Source organism: Phenylobacterium sp. FG114 (assembly GCF_057809855.1).
In genome coordinates, this window is the sequence record NZ_JBMDKU010000011.1 from 171,413 (window position 1) to 191,359 (window position 19,947).

The 19,947-nt window shown below is 70.2% G+C and carries 19 protein-coding genes; 12 read left to right on the top strand and 7 right to left on the bottom strand.

Annotation, left to right across the window (positions count from 1 at the left end):
- Nucleotides 1–3 precede the first annotated feature (3 nt).
- The 9 genes from ACODSY_RS18715 (at nt 4) to ACODSY_RS18755 (ending at nt 7,521) form a co-directional block, all read left to right on the top strand.
- Nucleotides 4–630, top strand: coding sequence for a glutathione S-transferase family protein (locus ACODSY_RS18715; protein WP_488953381.1), 627 nt, complete (start codon nt 4–6; stop codon nt 628–630).
- A gap of 5 nt (nt 631–635) precedes the next feature.
- Nucleotides 636–1,307, top strand: coding sequence for a TetR/AcrR family transcriptional regulator (locus ACODSY_RS18720; protein WP_488953382.1), 672 nt, complete (start codon nt 636–638; stop codon nt 1,305–1,307).
- Nucleotides 1,308–1,530: 223 nt separating this feature from the next.
- Nucleotides 1,531–2,004, top strand: coding sequence for a YHS domain-containing (seleno)protein (locus ACODSY_RS18725; RefSeq protein ID WP_488953383.1), 474 nt, complete (start codon nt 1,531–1,533; stop codon nt 2,002–2,004).
- A complete protein-coding gene (locus ACODSY_RS18730) occupies nt 2,001–2,510 on the top strand; it encodes a hypothetical protein (RefSeq protein WP_488953384.1) in 510 nt (169 codons plus the stop codon). The genes ACODSY_RS18725 and ACODSY_RS18730 overlap by 4 nt, the downstream gene beginning before the upstream one ends.
- Nucleotides 2,507–3,427 carry an ATP-grasp domain-containing protein gene (locus tag ACODSY_RS18735; protein ID WP_488953385.1) on the top strand — a complete coding sequence of 307 codons (921 nt, stop codon included), beginning with the start codon at nt 2,507–2,509 and terminating at the stop codon, nt 3,425–3,427. Before ACODSY_RS18730 ends, ACODSY_RS18735 begins: the two co-directional genes overlap by 4 nt.
- The gene (locus ACODSY_RS18740; RefSeq protein WP_488953386.1) at nt 3,424–4,335 is read left to right on the top strand and encodes an MBL fold metallo-hydrolase; all 912 of its coding nucleotides are present in this window, start codon (nt 3,424–3,426) and stop codon (nt 4,333–4,335) included. The genes ACODSY_RS18735 and ACODSY_RS18740 overlap by 4 nt, the downstream gene beginning before the upstream one ends.
- Before the next feature lie 78 nt (nt 4,336–4,413).
- Nucleotides 4,414–5,238 carry a 3-hydroxybutyrate dehydrogenase gene (locus ACODSY_RS18745; protein ID WP_488953387.1) on the top strand — a complete coding sequence of 275 codons (825 nt, stop codon included), beginning with the start codon at nt 4,414–4,416 and terminating at the stop codon, nt 5,236–5,238.
- Nucleotides 5,238–6,548 (top strand): NAD(P)/FAD-dependent oxidoreductase, encoded by a 1,311-nt coding sequence (locus ACODSY_RS18750; RefSeq protein WP_488953388.1) that lies wholly within the window; start codon nt 5,238–5,240, stop codon nt 6,546–6,548. Before ACODSY_RS18745 ends, ACODSY_RS18750 begins: the two co-directional genes overlap by 1 nt.
- Before the next feature lie 31 nt (nt 6,549–6,579).
- Entirely contained in the window at nt 6,580–7,521 is a 942-nt protein-coding gene (locus ACODSY_RS18755; RefSeq protein ID WP_488953389.1) for a LysR family transcriptional regulator, read from the top strand.
- Nucleotides 7,522–7,530: 9 nt separating this feature from the next.
- Here the strand turns inward: ACODSY_RS18755 and ACODSY_RS18760 are convergent, their stop codons facing one another.
- The 3 genes from ACODSY_RS18760 to ACODSY_RS18770 all read right to left on the bottom strand — a co-directional run bounded on the left by ACODSY_RS18760 (nt 7,531) and on the right by ACODSY_RS18770 (nt 9,833).
- A complete protein-coding gene (locus tag ACODSY_RS18760) occupies nt 7,531–7,929 on the bottom strand; it encodes an MAPEG family protein (RefSeq protein ID WP_488953390.1) in 399 nt (132 codons plus the stop codon).
- 71 nt (nt 7,930–8,000) lie between these two features.
- Entirely contained in the window at nt 8,001–9,206 is a 1,206-nt protein-coding gene (locus ACODSY_RS18765) for an MFS transporter (RefSeq protein ID WP_488953392.1), read from the bottom strand.
- Between the two features lie 147 nt (nt 9,207–9,353).
- The gene (locus ACODSY_RS18770) at nt 9,354–9,833 is read right to left on the bottom strand and encodes a cupin domain-containing protein (protein WP_488953393.1); all 480 of its coding nucleotides are present in this window, start codon (nt 9,831–9,833) and stop codon (nt 9,354–9,356) included.
- A 151-nt stretch (nt 9,834–9,984) separates the two neighbouring features.
- Between ACODSY_RS18770 and ACODSY_RS18775 the strand changes: the two genes are divergently transcribed.
- Nucleotides 9,985–11,235, top strand: a complete 1,251-nt coding sequence (locus ACODSY_RS18775) for a patatin-like phospholipase family protein (RefSeq protein WP_488953394.1) — start codon at nt 9,985–9,987, stop codon at nt 11,233–11,235.
- The gene (locus ACODSY_RS18780; protein WP_488953396.1) at nt 11,232–11,735 is read left to right on the top strand and encodes a DUF302 domain-containing protein; all 504 of its coding nucleotides are present in this window, start codon (nt 11,232–11,234) and stop codon (nt 11,733–11,735) included. Before ACODSY_RS18775 ends, ACODSY_RS18780 begins: the two co-directional genes overlap by 4 nt.
- 58 nt (nt 11,736–11,793) lie before the next feature.
- Here ACODSY_RS18780 and ACODSY_RS18785 read toward each other — a convergent pair whose 3' ends face one another.
- Nucleotides 11,794–13,425 carry a tetratricopeptide repeat protein gene (locus tag ACODSY_RS18785; protein WP_488953398.1) on the bottom strand — a complete coding sequence of 544 codons (1,632 nt, stop codon included), beginning with the start codon at nt 13,423–13,425 and terminating at the stop codon, nt 11,794–11,796.
- 149 nt (nt 13,426–13,574) lie between these two features.
- Between ACODSY_RS18785 and sppA the strand changes: the two genes are divergently transcribed.
- The gene (gene sppA, locus ACODSY_RS18790) at nt 13,575–15,353 is read left to right on the top strand and encodes a signal peptide peptidase SppA (protein WP_488953399.1); all 1,779 of its coding nucleotides are present in this window, start codon (nt 13,575–13,577) and stop codon (nt 15,351–15,353) included.
- A gap of 71 nt (nt 15,354–15,424) precedes the next feature.
- Here the strand turns inward: sppA and ACODSY_RS18795 are convergent, their stop codons facing one another.
- The 3 genes from ACODSY_RS18795 to ACODSY_RS18805 form a co-directional block, all read right to left on the bottom strand.
- Nucleotides 15,425–16,447, bottom strand: coding sequence for a retropepsin-like aspartic protease (locus ACODSY_RS18795; RefSeq protein WP_488953401.1), 1,023 nt, complete (start codon nt 16,445–16,447; stop codon nt 15,425–15,427).
- Nucleotides 16,444–18,156 carry a sulfotransferase family protein gene (locus ACODSY_RS18800; RefSeq protein ID WP_488953402.1) on the bottom strand — a complete coding sequence of 571 codons (1,713 nt, stop codon included), beginning with the start codon at nt 18,154–18,156 and terminating at the stop codon, nt 16,444–16,446. Before ACODSY_RS18800 ends, ACODSY_RS18795 begins: the two co-directional genes overlap by 4 nt.
- 78 nt (nt 18,157–18,234) lie before the next feature.
- On the bottom strand, nt 18,235–19,947 hold a 1,713-nt coding region (locus ACODSY_RS18805), incomplete at its 5' end, for a sulfotransferase family protein (RefSeq protein ID WP_488953404.1).

The window sequence follows — 19,947 nt, forward strand, 5'->3', positions numbered from 1 at the left end:
GCGATGCTACGACTTCATCACGCGCCGATGGCGTGCTCGCTGGCCAGCCGCCTCGCGCTGGTCGAGTCCGGCCTCGACCATGACGTGGCGATCGTCCACACCGCCAAGGGCGAGCAGAACACGCCCGCCTATCGGCGGGTCAACCCGCGCGGCAAGGTCCCGGCCCTCGAGACCGACAAGGGCGTCCTGACCGAGTCGACCGCGATCCTGCCGTTCATCGCTGACCTCGCGCCCGAAAAGCAGCTGTTCCCGGCGGCCGGAACCTTCGCCCGGGCGCAGGCCCAGGCCTGGCTGTCGTTCCTGTCCAGCAGCCTGCACACGGCGCTGCGCGACGCCATGTTCCCCGCGCCGGGCTGTGACAACGACGAGGCCCGCGCCGCGTCCGTTCAAAAGGCGGCCAATTTGCTCGGCGAGCTCGACACGCACCTTAAGGGGCGGGATTCCATCCTGGACGCGTTCAGCGTCTGTGACCTCTACCTCCTGGTCTTCCTGCTCTGGCGCGCGTCTCCGGCGCTCGTCGGGAAATTGCCCGCCTTCGCCAATCTGGACCGTTTCCAGCAACAGCTCTTTTCCCGGCCGGCGCTGGCCGCCATCGTGGGCGAGGACATGAAGCTGAGGATGCAGGCGTAGAGCGGATGGCGAAGGCGCGGAGCAACCCCCGGGCGGAACGAACGCGCGCGGCGCTGATCAGCGCGGGGCGCCGCCTCTACAGCGAGCGGCCGGTAGATGCGGTCACCGTCGACGACATCGTCCAGACGGCCGAAGTCGGCAAAGGCAGCTTCTACAACCACTTCGAGGATCGCGACGCCCTAGTGCAGGCGATATCCGGCGAGATTCGCTCCCATGTGGAAACGGCCATCACCCAGGCCAACGCGGGCGTCGAGGATCCGGCTCGACGGCTTGCGCGCGCCGTCTGCGCCTACCTGCGGTTCGCGCTCGACGGGGCCGAATCGGCCGGCGTGCTGGTGCGCATCCACAGCGGCCATACTTCGCTGTCCGCGCCGCTGAACCGCGGCCTTGTGGAGGATATCGAGCGCGGGTTGGCCTCCGGCCGGTTCGCCGTGCCGACGGTCGAGGCCGGCGTGCTCTATGTGCTGGGCGTCACCCAGCTGGCGCTGGTCCGCGTGGTGCAGGAGCCGGTCCTGGCCTTCGCCGTCTCGCTGTCGCAGCAGATGTGCGCCCTGATCCTTCGAGGCCTCGGCCTGGCCGGCGCCGAAGCCGACCTCATCGCCGCCCAGGCCAGCGACGAGATCGTCCGCAAGGGCGCCTTCTCGGTCGCGACCCCTCCGACGGAAGCCGCGCATTGACCCCGTCCCCTTCCGCTTGAAGACCCCGGCCGAGCAGCCGCGCCCGGCGACCCACAGCTGTCGGTCCTGCGGCAACGCCATCTGCGAGCCGCCGGCGAGATGAGCACCATGCGGCGGGGTCCATAACCTTTCGGCATGAGCGCCCGAGCCAAGGCGACGGTACCCCTCCACATCGACCGACGTTCGGTCGCGCCGCAGCGGCGGCGGTAGTGGAGGACGCCCATTGAGAACAAGACCCTTCGACATGAAGGCCATCGCCGCTGCGGCGGCCGCCGTCGCCATCGGCTCCGCCCTGCTGGCGGGCCCCGCGATGGCCGCCAAGCCCGAGATCTATACGCCCGCCTTCAGCCAGGTCGCCCTGGGTGGCTACGACGCCGTGAGCTACTTCGCGGGCGCGCCGGTCAAGGGCGACGCGAAATTCGCCACGATCTGGAAGGGCGCGGAGTTCCGCTTCGCCAACGCCGCCAGCCTGGCGAAGTTCAAGGCCAATCCCGCCGCCTATGCTCCCCAGTACGGCGGCTATTGCGCCTGGGCCGTCGCCGGCGGCTACACCGCCAAGGGCGACCCGCTGGCCTGGAAGGTCGTGAACGGCAAGCTCTATCTGAACTACGACCAGAACGTTCAGAAACGCTGGGCCCAGGACATCCCCGGCAACGTCGCCAAGGGCGACAAGAACTGGCCACGGGTGCTGAAATGAGCCTGCGCCACCGCCTCATGGGGCTGGTCCCTCACGGCCTCGCGCTCTTCATGGCCGCGGTGTTCCTGGACAGCCTGCGCTACAAGTTCACCGACCACCCGAAGACCCAGGTGATCTTCGGGCGATTGGACGGCTGGACCAGCGAACTTGGCCTGCCCGGCCTGTTCGCCCACACCGGCCTCTTCAGCCAGTACGTGATCGGCTCGATCGAGCTGCTGGCCTCCAGCCTGCTCGTCGTCGGCGTGCTGCCCCGCCTGCGGCATCTGCAAGCGGCGGGCGCCCTGGCCGGCCTGCTGGTGATGGCCGGGGCGGTCAGCTTCCACCTGTTCACGCCGCTGGGCGTCGATCCCAACAACGATGGGGGAGGCCTGTTCGCGGCCGCTTGCGTGAACCTGGTCTGCGCCATGCTGCTGCTGGGCCTGTTCCGACGGCGCGAGTTCGGCGTGTTCCTGAGCCGCGTGGCCGCGATCTTCGCGCCCGTCCAGATCCCGGCCGTCCGGCCATGAGCGAAACCCTATGGACATCCGACTTCTCCGTCCGTGGACGGACCGTGCAGGTCAAGAAGACCGGCGCGGTGATCCCACTGGACCGTGCGTTGGCCTCGGAAGCGGCGACGTGGCTCGCCCTCTATCTGGCGATCCGGGGCAAGATGCTGCTCAACCGCCTAATGCCGCCGGGCCCGGCGGTCTGGTTCGCGCCGGACCGGCCGCGGCCCTGGTACCTGATCTGGGCGGCGGCGGCCTGGAACGGCGTGCGGGTGGCCCGTTCGCCGGCCGAGGCGCAAGCCGCGTTCTACTTCGAGGACTCCGCCGTCGGCGCGCCGCCGGCCCGCTGGCATTCGCGCGCCTTCAACTATGGCTGCGTCGACATCACCAAGAGCCGGGTGGCGGAGGTGTTCGCCGAGGTGTTCGGCTATCCCCTCGCCCTGGACCCTGAGGCCGGCGCCGGCCTCGCGGTCGAGAAGGGCGAGGGCAACGGCCTGCATGACGGCCGGGTCGTCCATCTGCCCATGCGACCCCGCGCGGGCCGGACCTACCAGCGCCTGATCGACAACATCGAGAACGGCCTCGCGGTCGACCTGCGCACCCCGTTCGTCGGCGGCCGGCCGGTGGTGGTGTTCCTGAAGCGCCGCCGCCTCGAGGACCGCTTCGCGAACCACAACTGCAGCGTCGGCATGGCTCGGCCGCGCGACGTCTTCTCGGACGACGAGATCGACAAGCTGGGCGCCTTCTGCCGCGCCATGCGGCTGGACTGGGGCGGCCTGGACATCCTGCGCGATCGGACCAACGGCCGGCTCTACGTGGTCGACGTCAACAAGACCGACATGGGTCCTCCCATCGCCCTGCCCTTCTTCCAGAAGCTCGCCGCCGTCGCCCGCCTAGGTCGCGCGTTGCGGGCGCTCGTCACGGAGCCTGCGCCATGATCCCCTTCGTGCGTGAGTTCGCGTTCAAGTACGGCCGCGCCGACCGCGTGGGCCCGATGATCCGCCGCGTCGTCGCCGAGAACCCAGGCCCCTTCACCTTCACCGGCACCGGGGCCCACATCGTGGGCCGAGGCGAGGTCGCCGTGGTCGATCCCGGGCCGGACGATCCGCGCCAGATCGAGGCGATCCTCAAGGCCACAGCGGGCGAGCGGATCTCCCACATCTTCGTCACCCACAGTCATCTGGATCACTCGCCCGCGGCACGGCCCCTGGCCGAGCGCACCGGCGCGGTCATTCACGCGGGCGCGGCGCAGTCCCGACCCTCGGGCGGCGGCGATCGGCTGGAAGCCGGCGACGATCTCGGCTTCCGACCCGATGTGGTGCTGAGCGACGGCCAGTACTTCCACGGACCGGGGTGGACGATCGAAGCCGTCGCCACGCCAGGCCACACCTCGAACCATTTTGCGTTCGCCCTGATCGAGGAGAACGCCCTGTTCCCGGGCGACTGCGTCATGGGTTGGTCCACGAGCGTGGTCAGCCCGCCCGACGGCGACATGGGCCTTTACATGCGCAGCCTGGAGCGGATCCGCGCCCGGCGCTACGACACCCTGTTCCCGGCGCACGGCCCGCCCATCCGCCGGGTCGACAGTTTCCTGGCCGCCTACATCGTCCACCGTCGCCAGCGGGAGAAGCAGATCCTCGTGGCCCTCGAGACGGGCGGCCCGGCGACCGCGCGCCAGCTGGTGGCGAAGCTCTATGCCGACACCGATCGGCGTCTGCACCCCGCCGCCTGCCACTCGGTGCTGGCCCACCTGTTCGACCTCTATCGCCGCGGCGTCATCGACCTGTCGGGCGAACTCGGGATGACCGGCCTCTGGCGGCCGCTCTTCATGCGCCACGCGGCGTGAGGCCATGCGCTCCGGGCATTTCAGCCGCCGGTCCCCACGGCCCACGCTGAAGTCCCGATCAGGACACAGGACCCCGCCATGACGCTCACCGCCGCCCAGACCGCCTCCGCCCTCGCCCGCCCGCTGGCCGGACGGGTCGCCATCGTCACCGGCTCCACCAGCGGCATCGGTCTCGGCATCGCCGAGAGCCTGGCGGAACAGGGGGCGCAGATCGTCCTCAACGGCTTCGGCGATCCGCAGGAGATCGAACGCACCCGCGAAACGCTGGCGTCCCTGCATGGAACCGAGGTGATCTATTCGCCGGCCGACCTCTCGATGCCCGAGAAGATCTGCGAGATGGTCGCCTTCGCCCGCGACGTGCTGGGCCCGATCGACATCCTGGTCAACAACGCCGGCATCCAGCACGTGGCGCCGGTCACCGAGTTTCCCAACGCCAAGTGGGAAGCGATCCTCGCCGTCAACCTTTCGTCGGCCTTCTACGCCACCAAGGCCGTGCTGCCGGAGATGCTGGAGCGCGGCTTCGGACGGATCGTCAACATCGCCTCGGCGCACGGCCTGGTCGCCTCGCCGTTCAAGTCGGCCTATGTCGCCGCCAAGCATGGCGTGGTCGGCCTGACCAAGACGGTCGCCCTGGAGACCGCCCGCATGGGCGTCACCTGCAACGCCATCTGCCCGGGCTACGTCTGGACGCCGCTGGTGGAAAAGCAGATCGCCGATCAGGCGCGCGCCCACATGATGACCGCCGAACAGGTGATCACCGACGTGCTGCTGACCGCGCAGCCCAACCGCAAGTTCGCGTCGGTGGAGGAGATCGGAGCCCTGGCCGCCTTCCTGTGTGGCCAGCACGGCGCCTCGATCACCGGAGCCGCCCTGGCGGTCGACGGCGGCTGGACCGCGCACTGATGCGCCCCCGCCCTAAGGTCGTGATCATCGGCGCCGGCTTCGGCGGCCTGGCCGCGGCGCATGCCCTGGCGAAGACCGATGCCGACGTCACGCTGATCGACCGCCGCAACCACCACCTGTTCCAGCCGCTGCTGTACCAGGTGGCCACGGCGGGCCTGGCTCCAACCCAGATCGCCAGCCCGATCCGGATGATCCTGCGCCGGCTGACCAACCTGCACATCGAACTGGACGAGGTGACCGGCGTCGATCTCGACGCGCGATGCGTACTGCTGGGCGCCCGCCGCATCGCCTACGACCAGCTGATCGTCGCCACCGGCGCCACCCACGCCTATTTCGGCCGCGACGATTGGGCGGCGCACGCCCCTGGCCTGAAGTCGCTCGAGGACGCGCTGGCGCTCAGGCGCCGCGTCCTGCTGGCGCTGGAGTCCGCCGAGCTCGACATGGACGCCGCCGCGCGGCGCCGGCTGCTCACCTTCGTGGTGGTGGGGGGAGGCCCGACGGGCGTCGAGCTGGCCGGCGCCATCGCCGAGCTCACCCGCCGGGCGCTGGCCTGCGACTTCCGGCGAATCCGCGGCCAACGGGCACGGATTCTGCTGATCGACGGCGGGCCCCGCGTGCTGGCGACCTTCTGCCCCTCGCTGTCGGCCTATGCGAAATCCGCGCTCGAGAAGCTGGGCGTGGAGCTGATGCTGGGCCGCCCGGTGAGCGATTGCGAGACCGGGGGCGTGACGGTGGGCGAGCTGCGCATCGAAGCAGCCAACGTGATCTGGGCGGCGGGCGTCCAGGCGTCTCCCGCGGGCCGGTGGCTGGGGGCCGAGACCGACCGCGCCGGTCGGGTCTTCGTGGAAAAGGATCTGAGCCTGCCGGGTCGTCCCGAGGTTTTCCTGGTGGGGGATTGCGCCAGCGTCCGCGACGCCACCGGCGGCGCCGTGCCCGGCGTGGCCCCCGCGGCCAAGCAGGCCGGCGCCTACGCCGCCGCCGTCATCGCCGCGCGCATGGCCGGGCGGCCCGCGCCCGGACCGTTCCGCTACCGTAACCTCGGCAGTCTCGCCACGATCGGCCGCCAGGCGGCGGTCGCCGACCTCGGGCGCGTCAAGCTCACCGGCTTCCCGGCCTGGCTGTTCTGGTGCGCCGCCCACGTCTGGTTCCTGATCGGTTTCCGCAACCGGCTGCAGGTCGTGCTGGACTGGCTTTGGTCGTACCTGACGTTCGAGCGCGGCGCGCGACTGGTCTTCGAGGCCGTCACGCGTGGGCGCGAACCCGCAATCCGTGTAGCTTCGCCGTCGGCGGAGGCGCGTATCGCCTCCTGACCGCAGCACCTGGCCATCGGGGGATCCCGCCATGGAAATGCAGCAGGTCCGCTACTTCCTCGCCCTGGCGAGGACGCTGAACTTCACGCGCGCGGCCGAGCAGTCGAACGTGAGCCAGCCCGCGCTGACCCGCGCCATCCAGCAGCTCGAGCACGAGTTGGGCGGGCCGCTGTTTCACCGCGAGCGGCAGAACACCCACCTCTCCGAGCTGGGCCGCATGATGCTGCCCTACCTGGAGCAGATCCAGACCCAGACCGAGGCGGCCAAGGCCCAGGCGCGCAGCGCCCGGAAGCTCGACAACGTCACGCTGCGGATCGGGGTGATGTGCACGATCGGGCCCCAGATGGTCGCAGATCTCATCGTCAAGTTTCGCGTGGCGCATCCCAACGTCGACCTGGAGGTCATCGAGGAGGGCTCCCACGAGTTGCAGGAAATGCTCTCGAAGGGCGACCTCAACCTCGCGCTCTTCGGCCTGCCGGAGGCCCTGGACGTTCGCTTCCACGGCCTGCCGCTCTACAGCGAGCGGTTCGTGATCGCCTTGCCGCCGGACCATCCGCTGGCAGCCCAGAACGTCGTCACCTGTCGCGACACCCATGAGCAGCCCTACGTCAGCCGCGCGGACTGCGAGATCTTCGACTACGCCCGCCGCGAGCTCCGCGCCGCCGGCGTGCTCTGGAAGAAGGTCTTCTCGTCCGAGCGTGACGACTGGGTGCAAGGGATGATCAAGGCCGGCCTCGGCATCGGCTTCTTCCCCGAGCTGAGCGTCACGGATCCGGCGCTCGTCACGCGCCGGCTGATCGATCCGGAATTCACCCGCACGATCATGCTGGTGACCGTTCGCGGTCGTCCGCATTCCCCCGCCGTAGGCGCCTTCGTGCAGCAGGCGCGGGCGTTCAAGTGGCCGCCTGGCGCGCTGGACGCCGCCCCGGGCGCGCCGCAAGATTGCGATCCCGAGCCGGCCCCGGCGGGCTGACGCGGCCCTTCACGGCCCCCAGACGACGGCCGTCATGACCATCACCAGGCCGAGCGTGGCGATGTTCCAGCTGAATGTGCGCAGCCACGGGATTCCGGCCGCATAGAGCGGGAGGAAGAGCGCGCGGCCGGCCACATAGGCGCCAGCTCCGATCATGCCCAGAAAGCCGCCGGTGCGCTCCAGCACCTCGAGCAGCAGCACAGCCGCCGTGAAGATCGGAAAGGTCTCGAGGAAGTTTCGCTGGGCCCGGTCGAGACGCGCAGCCACACCGGCAGGCTGGATTCCAGCATCACGCGGACCGACCGTGTAGGCGTTGCCGACCTGGGCCTTGAACGTGAATGAGGCGGCAGTGAGATGCGCCAGTCCCAGCAGCATCGCCGCGAACAGCGCCCAGGCTTCGAACGACATCGCTGAGTCTCCAGCACGGTCCATCCGCAGTGCAGACCTTAGCAGATCGCGCGGTGGGGCGAACGACGCCCTCAGGCCGGGTGCATGGCGGCGTCGAAGCGGCGGCCGGCGGTGGCGGGGCGAAGGCTGGCGGCGAGGCCGCCCGCGGCGGCGAGCGCGCCAGCGATCACCAGCACCGCGGCGGGCCAACCCGCCTGGTCGTAAACCTGACCGATCACCGCGGCGCCGGCCAGGCCGCCCAGGTAGTAGCTGGCGAGGTAGATACCGCTGGCGGCCGCGTGGTCCGTCCGCGCGGCGCGTCCCACGAACCCCGTCGCCGTGGCCTGGGCGAAGAACGTGCCGACGCCGACCATGGCCAGCCCCGCGACCACGGGACCGATGCTGGAAGCGAGCAGGAGGGGCAGTCCGGCCCCGGCCAGGCCCAGCGACGCGTAGAAGGTGGGGCGCGGCCCGAAACGGTTGGCGACCGACCCCGCGAGCGGCGTCGTGATCATGGACGGCAGGAACACGAAATAGACCAGGCCCAGCGCCATCGGCCCAAGCCGCAGCGGCGGTCCGGCCAGCACGAAGTTCACGTAGGTGAAGACGCCCAGGAAGGCGAACAGCACGAAGAACCCTATGCCGAAGCTCGCCACCAGGCAGCGATTTCCGAAGTGGGTCGCGATCCGCGACAAGGCGGATCGGCGCATCGGCGCCCTGGCCACGGCCATCGCGGGCGCGCTCTGCAGCGTGAACCAGACCAGCGCGGCCCCGGCCACGTTCAAGAGCGCGAAGACGTAGAAGTTGACCGCCACGCCCGCGGCCGCGGCCACGGCCGACGAGATCAGCCGGCCAACCAGGTTCGAGGCCACGTTGCCCGTGATGTAGGCGGCCAGCGCGCCTGCCGTGGCCGCGCCGGTGTTTTGCTCCGACAGATAGGCCATGGTCAGGGTGAAGGCCGCCGACATGAAGACGCCCTGCACGATCCGTAGGGTCGTGAAGGTCGCCAGGTCCGGGGCGTGCGCCAGCAGGACGGTGGGGATGGCGAGCAGCGCCAGGCTGACCCAGATCCCACCGCGCCGCGGAAGCCGGTGACTGAGGAGCGCCACGACGAGGCCGGCGGCGGCCATGCCGATGGTCGAGGCGTTCACCGCCACGCCCATCGCGGAGGGTGAGACGCGGTACGTCGCCGCCAGCGTCGGGAGAATGGCCTGGGCGGCGAACAGGTCGACGAGGGTGAGGAAGCCGATCAGGCCGATGACGGCGCGTCGGGCGGGGGCGTTGGGGTCGGGTGTCATTCTGAGGTTCCGGCGCGAAAAAGGCGTGCGGGGCCTCGGGATCTTCCGAAGACTCCGCACGCCTTCGAGAGGCCTGGGACTTGGGGGAGCGCAGGCTCTCGGGAACCCGCGGCGCGCCGGCGGGGGATAGCGCGCCGCGGGCGGTGCTCACATGTGGTCGGCGGCCGCCGTGGTGTCGGCGTCGTTCTTGATGTCCGCGGCGATCAGGACCGCCGCGACCTTGCCGTTGTTCTTCCACCAATGGCTGACGCCCTTGACCTCGCGGGCCACGTCGCCGGCCTTGTGGTCGATGCCGACCGCGCAGTTCGAGGCGTACTCGGTGATCTGGCCCGAGACCGTCATGATCAGCGCCGGACGGTCGGTGTGGCTGTGCCACGGCACAACGCCGCCCGGCTGGACGACCAGCCGACGCAGGCGCAGACGGCGATTGTCGAGGCCGCCGATCTGGTCGCCCAGGGCCACGAAGGCGAGCTCGGTGTCGGTCACCTTGGCCGGCATGGTCTCGCCAGAGGTGCGGGCGTCCGGGCGCATCTGGGCGGCGGGGCATTCGCCGGCGGCCGCAGCGCCGGAAGCGAACAGCGCGGCGGCCAGCGAGGCGGTCGCCGCGAGGATCAGGGGGGCTTTCATGGTCTTCTCTCTTCGGGTTGTCCGATGGCCCGGAAGCTAGAAGCCCGCCGTCATGCACTGAATTCGCTTTAAGTTATCGCGGCGATGCGTGGCGGCTCTGGCGACGCCGATACTGTTGATTCCTTCGCCCGCGCGCGAGGCGTCTCCACCGATGCAGTTCGCGCATGGTGCGATTAGCCAGCCGACATTTCCGCTCGACCTGCACGCCTGGGACAAGGGCGGCATGAAGACCACCGCCAAGACGTCATCCGCCCTCGACAAAGCCAAGCTGGGCCAGGTCGTCCTGGTGTTCCAGGGCGGCGGCGCGCTGGGCGCCTATCAGGCTGGGGTCTACCAGGCCCTGCAGGAGGCGGGCGTCGAACCCGATTGGGTGATCGGCACCTCGATCGGCGCCATCAACGCCGCCCTCGTCGCCGGCAACGAACCCGGACGGCGCCTGGAACGCCTGCGCGAGTTCTGGGATCGCATGACCCACTCCCGCGCCACACAGTTCGCCGGGATGATCCCGGGCGTTGGGGCCCTGATGGCCAACGCCATGACCGTGGCCAACGGGTTGGAGGCCTTCTTCCGTCCGAATCCCTGGGCCTTCCTCGGCATGCAGACGCCGCTCGGCTCGGAACTCGCGGGCTACTATTCCACCGACCCGCTGGAGAAGACGCTGGGCGAACTCCTCGACGCCCAGTTGCTGAATGCAGGCCGCCCTCGCCTGACCGTCGGCGCCGCCAACGTCCAGACCGGCCAGATGCGCTACTTCGACAGCCGCGACGACGTTCTGACCGTCCGCCACGTGATGGCCTCGGGCGCCCTGCCCCCGGCTTTCCCCGCCGTCCGGATCGATGGCGAGCTCTACTGGGACGGCGGCATACTCTCCAACACGCCTGTCGAGGCGGTCTTCGACGACAAGCCGCGCCGCTCGGGCGTCGTCTTCGCCGTGCACATGTGGGCCCCCAACGGTCCCGAGCCCGACAGCATCTGGAGCGTGCTCTCGCGCCAAAAGGACCTGCAGTATTCCAGCCGCGCGATCACCCACATCGCGCGCCAGAAGCAGATCCACAAACTGCGCCACATCATCGCGATGCTCGCCGACAAGCTGCCGGCCGAGGTTCGGGCGACGAACGAGGCGCGCGAGCTCGCCGCCTACGGCTGTCCGACCCAGATGCATGTCATCCGGCTGCTTTCCCCGCCGCTGGTGGGCGAAGACCACGCCAAGGACATCGACTTCTCGCCTCCGGGCATCAAGGCGCGCTGGGAGGCCGGCTATGCGCACACCGCCCGCGTGCTGGCCCAGGCGCCCTGGACCACCTGCGTCGACCCGATGGAGGGCATCATCCTCCACGAGGCTGAGGCGGGTCGGATGATGGAAACCACCCTCCCCGCCAACGACCAAGGACTCCCCGCATGACCCGCTTCACCCGCCACTCGCTCCGCGCCGTCGCCATGGGCATGAGCCTCTCCCTGACGGCCGTCGCCATCGCCGCCGTCGCCGAGCCCGCTGCCGCGGCCGAGACCGCCCAGGGCGTCGTCCGGACCCCCAGCGCCTATGGCTTCGACGAGACCGTCAGCCGCATAAGGGCCGACATCGCCGCCAAGGGCATCCGCTTCTTCACGGAGATCGACCAGGCCGATCTGGCGAAGGGCGCCGACATCCCGCTGCGGCCCTCCAAGCTGCTCATCTTCGGCAACCCGCCGCTGGGCGCGCAATTCCTCACCTCGAACCCGTATGCCGGCCTCGACTGGCCCGTTCGGATCCTGGTGACCCAGGACGCGACCGGGAAGGTCTGGGTCGCCTACACCGACTTCGCCTGGATCGCCGACCGCTACGAGATCCGCGACCGCCAGGCGCAGATCAAGATGGCCTCCGAAGTCGCCGGCTCGATCGCTGGCAGTGTCGCGGGCCGCTGATCGCGCTTCGCGCAGGCTGGCGCACGACGGGCGCCAGGCGGCGGCTGGGAAGGTCTGGCTAGCCGAGTCGGTGACGTCGCCCGGCCTCGGCCGCGACCTGGGCGATCACCGGCGCCCAGTCGGCGTCCGGACCCTGGCGGAAGAGCGTGATCGATCGGTACCAGGGCATCGACGGGCCCGCGTTCATGTAGCGCCACTCCGGCGTCGCGGGGGCCATCACCAGGGCAGGCGCGCCGACCGCGCCGCTCAGGTGGACTATCGACGTCTGGACCGAGATCACCAGGTCCAGCGCGGCGACCAGGGCGGCAAGATCCTCGAAGTCGTCGATCTCATCCTTCGGGAAGGTCCGGATCGGACGTTGCAGGCCGGCGTTCACCGCCGCGATCTCCTCGCCATGATCGCCGTACTGGAGGCTGACGAACTCGCAGCCGGGGAGTTCCAGGACGGGCCGCAAGGCCTGCAGCGGGATCGAGCGGGCCTCGCGGCCCGTGCTGGCCGCGCCGCCGCGCCAGGAAAGGCCGATCCGCTTTCGGCCCTGGGCCGGTCCCACCCGTTCCGCCCAGCGCGCCCGCGCCTCGTCGCCGGCCGACAGATAGGGCGAGCCTGGAAAATCCCCGGCCTGTCGGCGGTAGACGGACGGCAGGCTGCCAATGCCCAGCACGACGTCGAAATCGTCCGCGCGCGCCTCGGCGGTCGCCTTGTCCAGGAAAGCCAGCGCCGGAAAGGAATGCGCGAGCAGGCCCCAAAGGCGCCGGTCACAGGCCAGGCTCACTGCCTTTGCATCAGCCAGGAGGTCGGGGAGGATGCTGGCGAACATGATCACGTCCCCCACCCCCTGCTCTCCGATCAGCAGCACCTGGCGGCCGGCGAGGTCGGCACGGGCGAGATTCGACGGGAAGCGCGCGCGCAGCTTCGGGGTGGTCTCGCCCGGACTGCCCTTCACGAACTCGGCCACCTGCCAGCGCCGCTCGTAGTCGCGCCACCCGGCCTCGAAATTGCCGACCAGCAGATGGCAGATGCTGCGATACCAGTAGGCATCCATGGTGTCGGGCGCCAAGGCCAGGGCCCGGTCGTGGCTTTCGATTGCCTCGTGCGGCCGCCGCAGCCGGCGCAGCGTCACGCCCCGGTTGCGATGCGCCAACGCCAGGCTGGGCTTCGCGGCGATCGCCCGGTCGTAGTGCGCGAGCGCCTCCTCCAGCCGGTCGAGTACGAAGAGCACGGTGCCGCGTCCGTTGAGCGCCTCCGCGAGGTTGGGGTCGATCTGCAGCGCGCGGTCGAAGCCGGCCAGCGCTTCGTCCAACCGCTGCGCGTCCTGGAGCACGCCGGCGCGCGTGCTGTGCAGGGTGGCGTCGCCGGGCGTCAGCTCAAGCGCCCGATCGAGCGCGGCCAACGCTTCCGGCAGCCGGCGCAACTCCCGCAACAGATTGGCCCGGTTGGCGTGGGCGCCGGCCTCGCCGGGTCGCAGCGCCACGGCCCGGTCGTAGGCCGCCAGGGCCTCCTGCGGACGCTTCAGGCGGCGCAACGCGACACCGAGGTTCAGGTTCGCTGGATAGTGATCGGGCGTGCTCGCCAGCACCTGGCCGTACAGCTCGGCCGCCTCGGCCACGCGGCCCGACTTCTGAAGCTCCACCGCCCGCAGGAACAGCGCCTGCGCCTCAGAGGGCGGCCGTGTCGTGCCGGAATCTCCCATTCGCCCCGCATAGCACGGGCGGTGGCGGCGCTCACAGGCGCGGAATGCCGCCATTCCGGCGCTTGCGTCGCATCGCCCTTTGCGCGGCCCGGCAATGTGTGCGAGAGCCGATTCCCGAGTACAGGCGGCGCACCCGCAACCTAGAGACCATGAAACAGTTCCTGATCACGGCGGCCGGGGTCTTCGCGGGCCTGGTGATCTTCCTCATCGGCGTTCCGATCGTGCTGATCGGCATGGCGATGAACGCCACCGCGCCGGCGCCCATTCCGGCAAAGACGGTGCTGGAGCTCGACCTGCGCGAGCCTCTCACCGACCAGGCGCCGCACAATCCGCTCTGGGGCATCGGCCGCAACTCCACCTCGGTGATGTCGATCATCGAGACGCTGCGGCGCGCCGAGAAGGATGATCGGGTGAAGGGCCTCTTCGTCCGCCTGCCCGAAAGCGGCATCGAGCCGGGCATGGCCGACGAGATCCGCCTGGCGTTCAACCATTTCCGCGCGGCCGGCAAGCCGATCTTCGCGCACAGCCAGGGGCTCTACCCCGCCGGTATCGTCACCACGACCTATATGCTGGGCCGCGCGTCCGATCAGCTTTGGATGCAGCCTGGCGCATCGCTGCAGGTGACCGGAGTCGCCAACGAGGACCTGTTCTTCAAGCGCTTCTTCGACAAGTACGGCGTCGTCCCGCAGTACGAGCAACGGTACGAATACAAGAACGCCGTCAACGGCTACCTCTACTCCGACTACACCCCGGCTCATAAGGAATCGACGCTGAGCTGGATGGGCTCGGTCTACGCGTCGAACCTCGCCTTCGCCGCGGCCGACCGGAAAGCCGATCCCGCCGCCCTGCGCCGGACGCTGGAAGCCGGGCCCTATATCGCCGCCGACGCCCTGGCGCTGAAGCTGGTGGACCGGCTCGGCCAGGTGCGCGAAGCCGAGCAGGCGTTGCTGGACAAGGCCGGTGACGACGCCCGCTCGGTGGACTTCGACGACTACGCCGACAACCGCCCCGCGCGCGCGGCGAAGAGCGGCGACGCCATCGCGGTGATCGAGGCCGAGGGCCCGATCGTCACCGGCAAGGACCAGGGCTCCAATCCCTTCACGGGCGGCGCAACGATCTACTCGGACGATCTCGCCGACGCGATCCTCAGGGCGGCCAAGGCCAGTTCGATCAAGGCCATCGTCCTGCGCGTGAATTCGCCGGGCGGGTCTGACACGGCATCGGAGCAGATCCTCGACGCGATCCGCTATGCCAAGTCGAAGGGCAAGCCCGTGGTGGTCTCCATGAGCACCTACGCGGCCTCCGGCGGCTATTGGATCAGTTCGGAGGCTTCGGCGATCGTGGCCCAACCGACGACTTTGACCGGCTCCATCGGCGTCTTCGGGGGCAAGTTCGCGCTGGCGCCCGCGCTGGCGAAGTTCGGCGTCGACGTCCGCGAGACCGGCGTGGGCGGGCAGTACGCCGGCGCATTTGGCCTGGGCCAGCCGTTCACCGCCGCCCAGCGCGCCGCCTTCGCCGGCTGGATGGACCGCATCTACGGCGAGTTCGTCACCCGCGTCGCCACGGGCCGCAAGCTTCCGCCGGAACGGGTGCGGGAGATCGCCAAGGGTCGCGTCTGGACCGGGGCGCAGGCCAAGAGCCTGGGTCTGGTCGACGAGGTGGGCGGCTTCTACCAGGCCGTCGACAAGGCCCAGCAGCTGGCCAAGCTGGACGGAGACGTTCCGCTTCGGCGCATGACGCCGCAGGAAGGCGCGTTCGAGGCCCTGCAGAACGCGCTCGGGGTCTCGGCGACCTCGGCCCGCAGCCTGGCGGCGGCGGCCTGGGTGTTCGGCGATCCGCGCGCCCAGTCGATCCTAGACAACGTGGCCGAGGCCAAGCTGCGCAGCAGCAACAGCGGCACGGTGCTGGCGCCGACCCCCATCCGCTAGAGCCTGTTGGGTTCAGATGGACTCGTCTGAACCCAACAAACAGGCTCGATCTCTTTGATTTAAAGCGCGTTTCAGGGCGCCGGCGGCCCGTTGTTGCGGGCGCGCATGAAGGTCACTTCGCGGCGGCCGAAGTCGAGGGTCACCTCGTCGAAATGGCGCAGCACGTCGATGCCGACCAGCATGGCCGGCCGGTCGTTCAACTCCCACAGGCTGAAGATGTGCAACGGCGCGAAGGCGGCGCGGATGTTGTTGAGGCCCATGCCCCCCAGGCGCAGCCGCGGCAGCGGGCCCAGCAGCGCCGACGAGGTCTGGCCGGTGGCGCTGATCAGCTGCGTTTCCGTCATTCGCTGCGCGAGGTCGGGACGCTCGCGCAGCAGATGGTCGCGGAGAGCTTCGTTGCCGCAGGTGATCTGGGCGCCCGAGTCCAGGAAGGCCCGCACCGGGACGCCCGCCACGTCGGCGTCGAAGATCACCAACTGGCCCGAGCGATACTGCGCCGGCACGATGATGCCCTTCGCGGGATCCGGGATGCGGGTGCCGCCTCCGCCGCCCAGCGACTGAACCGCCGCGCCGCGGCCCGAGGGCCCGATCTCGAACGTATTGCCGCGAAAGTTTAGCCGCATGCGCCGGTTCTTGAGGACGTCGATACCCAGCAGGCCATCCGCGCCCAGGCTGGCCTTGGGCAGCACCGGCAGGCTGAGGTTGGCCGAGTGGACCTGCCCCACCCTAAGCGCCGGCACCTTCACCAGCGGCGCGGGCTGGGTCCCGACGATGCCATGCACGGGCGCGACGCCGTCGCTGACCAGGCTGCAGCGCTCGGCCGTCTCGACCCCGATCACCGTGCGATTGGCCCCCGTGTCGACCACGAACTGGAACGGCCCCCGCCGCCCCAGACGCACGGGCACCGTCATCCGCCGCGCGTCGTCGAAGGCGGTCTCCAGGCGGGTGCCGGTGGCTGGCTGGGCAGGCGGCTGAACGTCTGTGAGGTTGATAGAGACCAGCGGCTCACGGACCGGCGGCCGCGTCGTCGCGCACGCGCTCGCCAGACCGCCGACCAGCAGCGTCTGCACGGCGTGTCGCCGGTCGATCGTCATGCCGCGTCGTATCCGTACTCGGCCACCCAGGGCGCAAGGATCGGGAGCACCGGGGCAAGCTGGTCGCGATAGCGCCGCCAGGCCCCGACCCCCTCGGCGCTGAGGCCGCGCGAGAGCTGGGCGCCGCTGGGCGTGGCGACGGCCCGGTCGCGGGCCTTGTCGGCAAAGTCGCGCATCGAGTCCGCCCAGGGCAGGTCCAGGAACTCGACCACCTCGCCGACCGCCTTGTCGAAGTCCTCCACGAGGCTCTCGTGACGCACGACCAGGGTGCGATCCTTCATCGGCGCCGCCAGCCGGTCGGCCAGCCGCATCGCCGCGTCGTAGTAGCCCGCCGCCCCCGGCAGGGTCAGAAGCTGGTAGGCCGAGCCGCTCATGGCGAACCGGCGACGGTAGCAGCTCAGCACCACGTCGCGCGGGTCGCGCCGGGCGAACAGGATCTTGGCGTCGGGAAACAGCTTCAGGATCAGCGGCAGGCGAAAGGTGTGCAGCGGGTGCTTGTCGACGAACACCTTGCCCTCAGGGTCGGCGCCGTGGGCGCGCACCCGCTCCCAGTAGGCGGCCCGCAGCGGCGCCAATTCGCGCTCCGAGGCCTTGGCCAGGCGCTGGACGTCGGCGGGCTGCATCTGGAACACACGCTGGGCGTCGACCAGGGTCTCCCGCTCCTCCAGCGCCTCAACGTCGGGATGGCTCGCCAGCACCTGTTCCAGCAGGGTCGTGCCGGAACGGGGGAAGCCCAGCAGGAACACGTGGACCTTCGGCGCCCCGGCCACGGTCTCGACGGGCGCCGAGGTCCAGCTGTCCGGTGGGATTGCGTCGAGCTCGGTGATCATCGCGCGCGCGAAGTCCAGCGCGCCGACGCCCTGGCCGTGGACCGGCGCATAGGCGCGCCACAGGCCCATGTTGCACGCCGCATAGGCCTGGAACGCCTCGGCCGGCAGGTCGAGGCTGTCGAGCACGTCGCCGAGTTGGCCCTGGGCCAGGGCCCGCTGGTGCGGGGTCAGGCGCTCGTCGCCAGCCAGCAGCTCCAACCGGCCCTTGGCGCGTTCGCCGTGCCCCTCCGCCGCGTCAGCGGCGGCCAGCACCATCACCGCGTCAGGGAAGTTCGGCTCGGCCTCCAGCACCGCCTCGGCGAGCGGACGGGCCTGGGCGTGCGCGCCGCGACGGCTCAGCAGGTTGGCCAACCCTTGCGTGGCGCCCAGATTGTCCGGATCCAGTTCGAGGGTGTGCAGGTAGGCGGCCTCGGCCTCCTTGAGACGACCCATCGATTCCAGCGTCGCGCCGCGCGCGCAGTGGGCGCCGGCAAAGGCGGGCTGCAATGCGACCACGTCCTCGAAGGCCGCAAGCGCTTCCGGATAGCGCTCCAGGCGGGTCAACACGAGACCCAGCGCGTTGCGTGCGCCCAGGTCCTCGGGCGCGATCTCGATGGCGCGGGCCAACACCGTCAGCGCATCCTCGAACCGGCCCTCCTGTTCGGCCTTCAGCGCCGCCAGGTTCAGGACCATGGGATGATGCAGGCCGTCCTTGAACGCCTCATCCGCCATAGCCGCGGCGCGAGGGAAATCGCGGGCCTGAGTCGCGGCGTGTATCGCCTGCAGACGCGCCCGGTCGGCGTCAGGGCTGCGGCCCGCGGCCGGCGCGGCGGGTTGGGCCTGCGGCGCGGGGGTGTAGCCCGACTTCACATTGATCCGTCCGACCTTCCACTGGCTCAAGGCATGCCGCTCCCACACGAAAACCGGCGCCTAACCTAGCAGCGGCGGCGATGCAACGCGCGCCCAGATCGATGCAACCTATGGATAACGCGACAGAACAGGCCCAAGCGCGGCCTTGAGGGGTTCGAGCCAGGGCTCGAAATGCCGCCAATGGTCCGCCGCGTCGGTGAAGATCGGCCGGCGCACCTGCTCCGAGCTGGCGGTGCGGACGGCTCGCCTGTTCTCATGGAACCGCAGGCAGGCGTCCTCGAACGGCAGGCCGCAATGCGCGAGCAGCGCGCGCGTCTCTCCTTCCAGGTCGGCGATCAGGCGCTCGTAGATCACCCGGTGCAAGCGGCCCGGCAACACCGCGTCGAAGTGGTCCATCAGCTCGACGTAGTCGGCGTAGTAGCGGCCGACATCGGCGAGGTCGTAGGTGAAAGGCTGCCCCGCCGCGAAGTGCTGCTTGAAGGCCGAGAAGCAGCAGCCGAGCGGATGGCGGCGCGCATCCACGATCTTCGCCCTGGGCAGGATCAGCTGGATCAGGCCGACATGCTCGAAATTGTTCGGCAGCTTGTCGATGAAGAACGGTCGCCCGCTTTTCCGGTGCGCCCGCGCGCGCTCCAGATATTCCTCGCCCAGCGCCGCCAGTTCGGCCGGCCACAAGGCGGCGAGCACGTCGGGATAGGCGCCTTCCGACGGGCGGCGCGCGCGGCCGCCCAGTCGCGCGGCGATCGCCGGCAGGTAGTCCAGTTCCTGCGTGCCTTCGACCTGGCTGTGGCTGGCCAGGATCTGTTCGACCAGGGTGGAGCCCGAGCGTGGCAAGCCGACGATGAAGATCGGATCGGGCCGCGGCGCGCCCTGCCCGGCCCGCGCGGCGAAGAAGCCGGCCGAGAGCAGGGCCTTGGCCCGCCGCATCTGGCCCGTCGTCTCGTCGGCGTCGTAGTTCAGCCGGACGCGCTGCTGGGCGTTGGCCTGCGCATAGTGGTCGAAAGCCTCGGCGTAGCGACCGGCGTCCTCGTTGGCCTTGCCCAGGGCGAAGTGCGTTTGGAGGCGGTCGGGCGGCGAGAGGTCGTCGCGCGCCAGGGCCGCGTGCATCGCCGCCACGTCTGTCGCGTCGAAGCGCACGGTCTTCAGGTTGGCGAGGCTCCACCAGGCTTCACCTTGCCGAGGGTCCAGCGCCAGGCAGCGGCGATAGGCTTCCACGGCCTCGGCCTGCCGGCCTAGGGTCTTCAGGACGTGGCCGTAGCTCATCCAGCTCAGGGCCTGGTCGGGGTGAACCTCCAGCACCGCAGCATAGGCGTCGGCCGCGGCCTCTTCCTCGCCGAGGCGCAAGAGGGAAGACGCCCTCAGGTGCCGGTAGAGCGCGTTGTCGGGGGCCGCGGCGATCAGGCGGTCGGCCTCGGCCAGCGCCTCGGGCACCCGGTCGAGCCAGGTCAGCACCATGGCGTAGGCGTAGCGCGCTGCCGTGAAGCCGGGCGCGAGCTCGAGGCAGCGCGCCAGCAGGCGCTCGGCTTCGACGTTCAACCCGCCGCGCGAGGCCACGTCGCCGGCCATCCATAGCGCCAGCGGGTCGGAGGGGCGCCGGGCCAGGGCGGCCCGCAGCAAGCCGTGCGCCTCGGCGGGCCGGCCGGCCACCAGGGCGTCGGCGGCCTGGACCAGCTCGGGATCGGACACCGTGGCGCGTATCTGTCGGGCGTAGGCGTCATCGGCGGCCCGGACGTCGCCGGCCAGGCGCAGGCGGTCGCCTTCATCCGCCCAACGCGCCGCCTCGGCGGGGGCGGCGGGGACCGGGGGGGGGGGGGGGGGGGG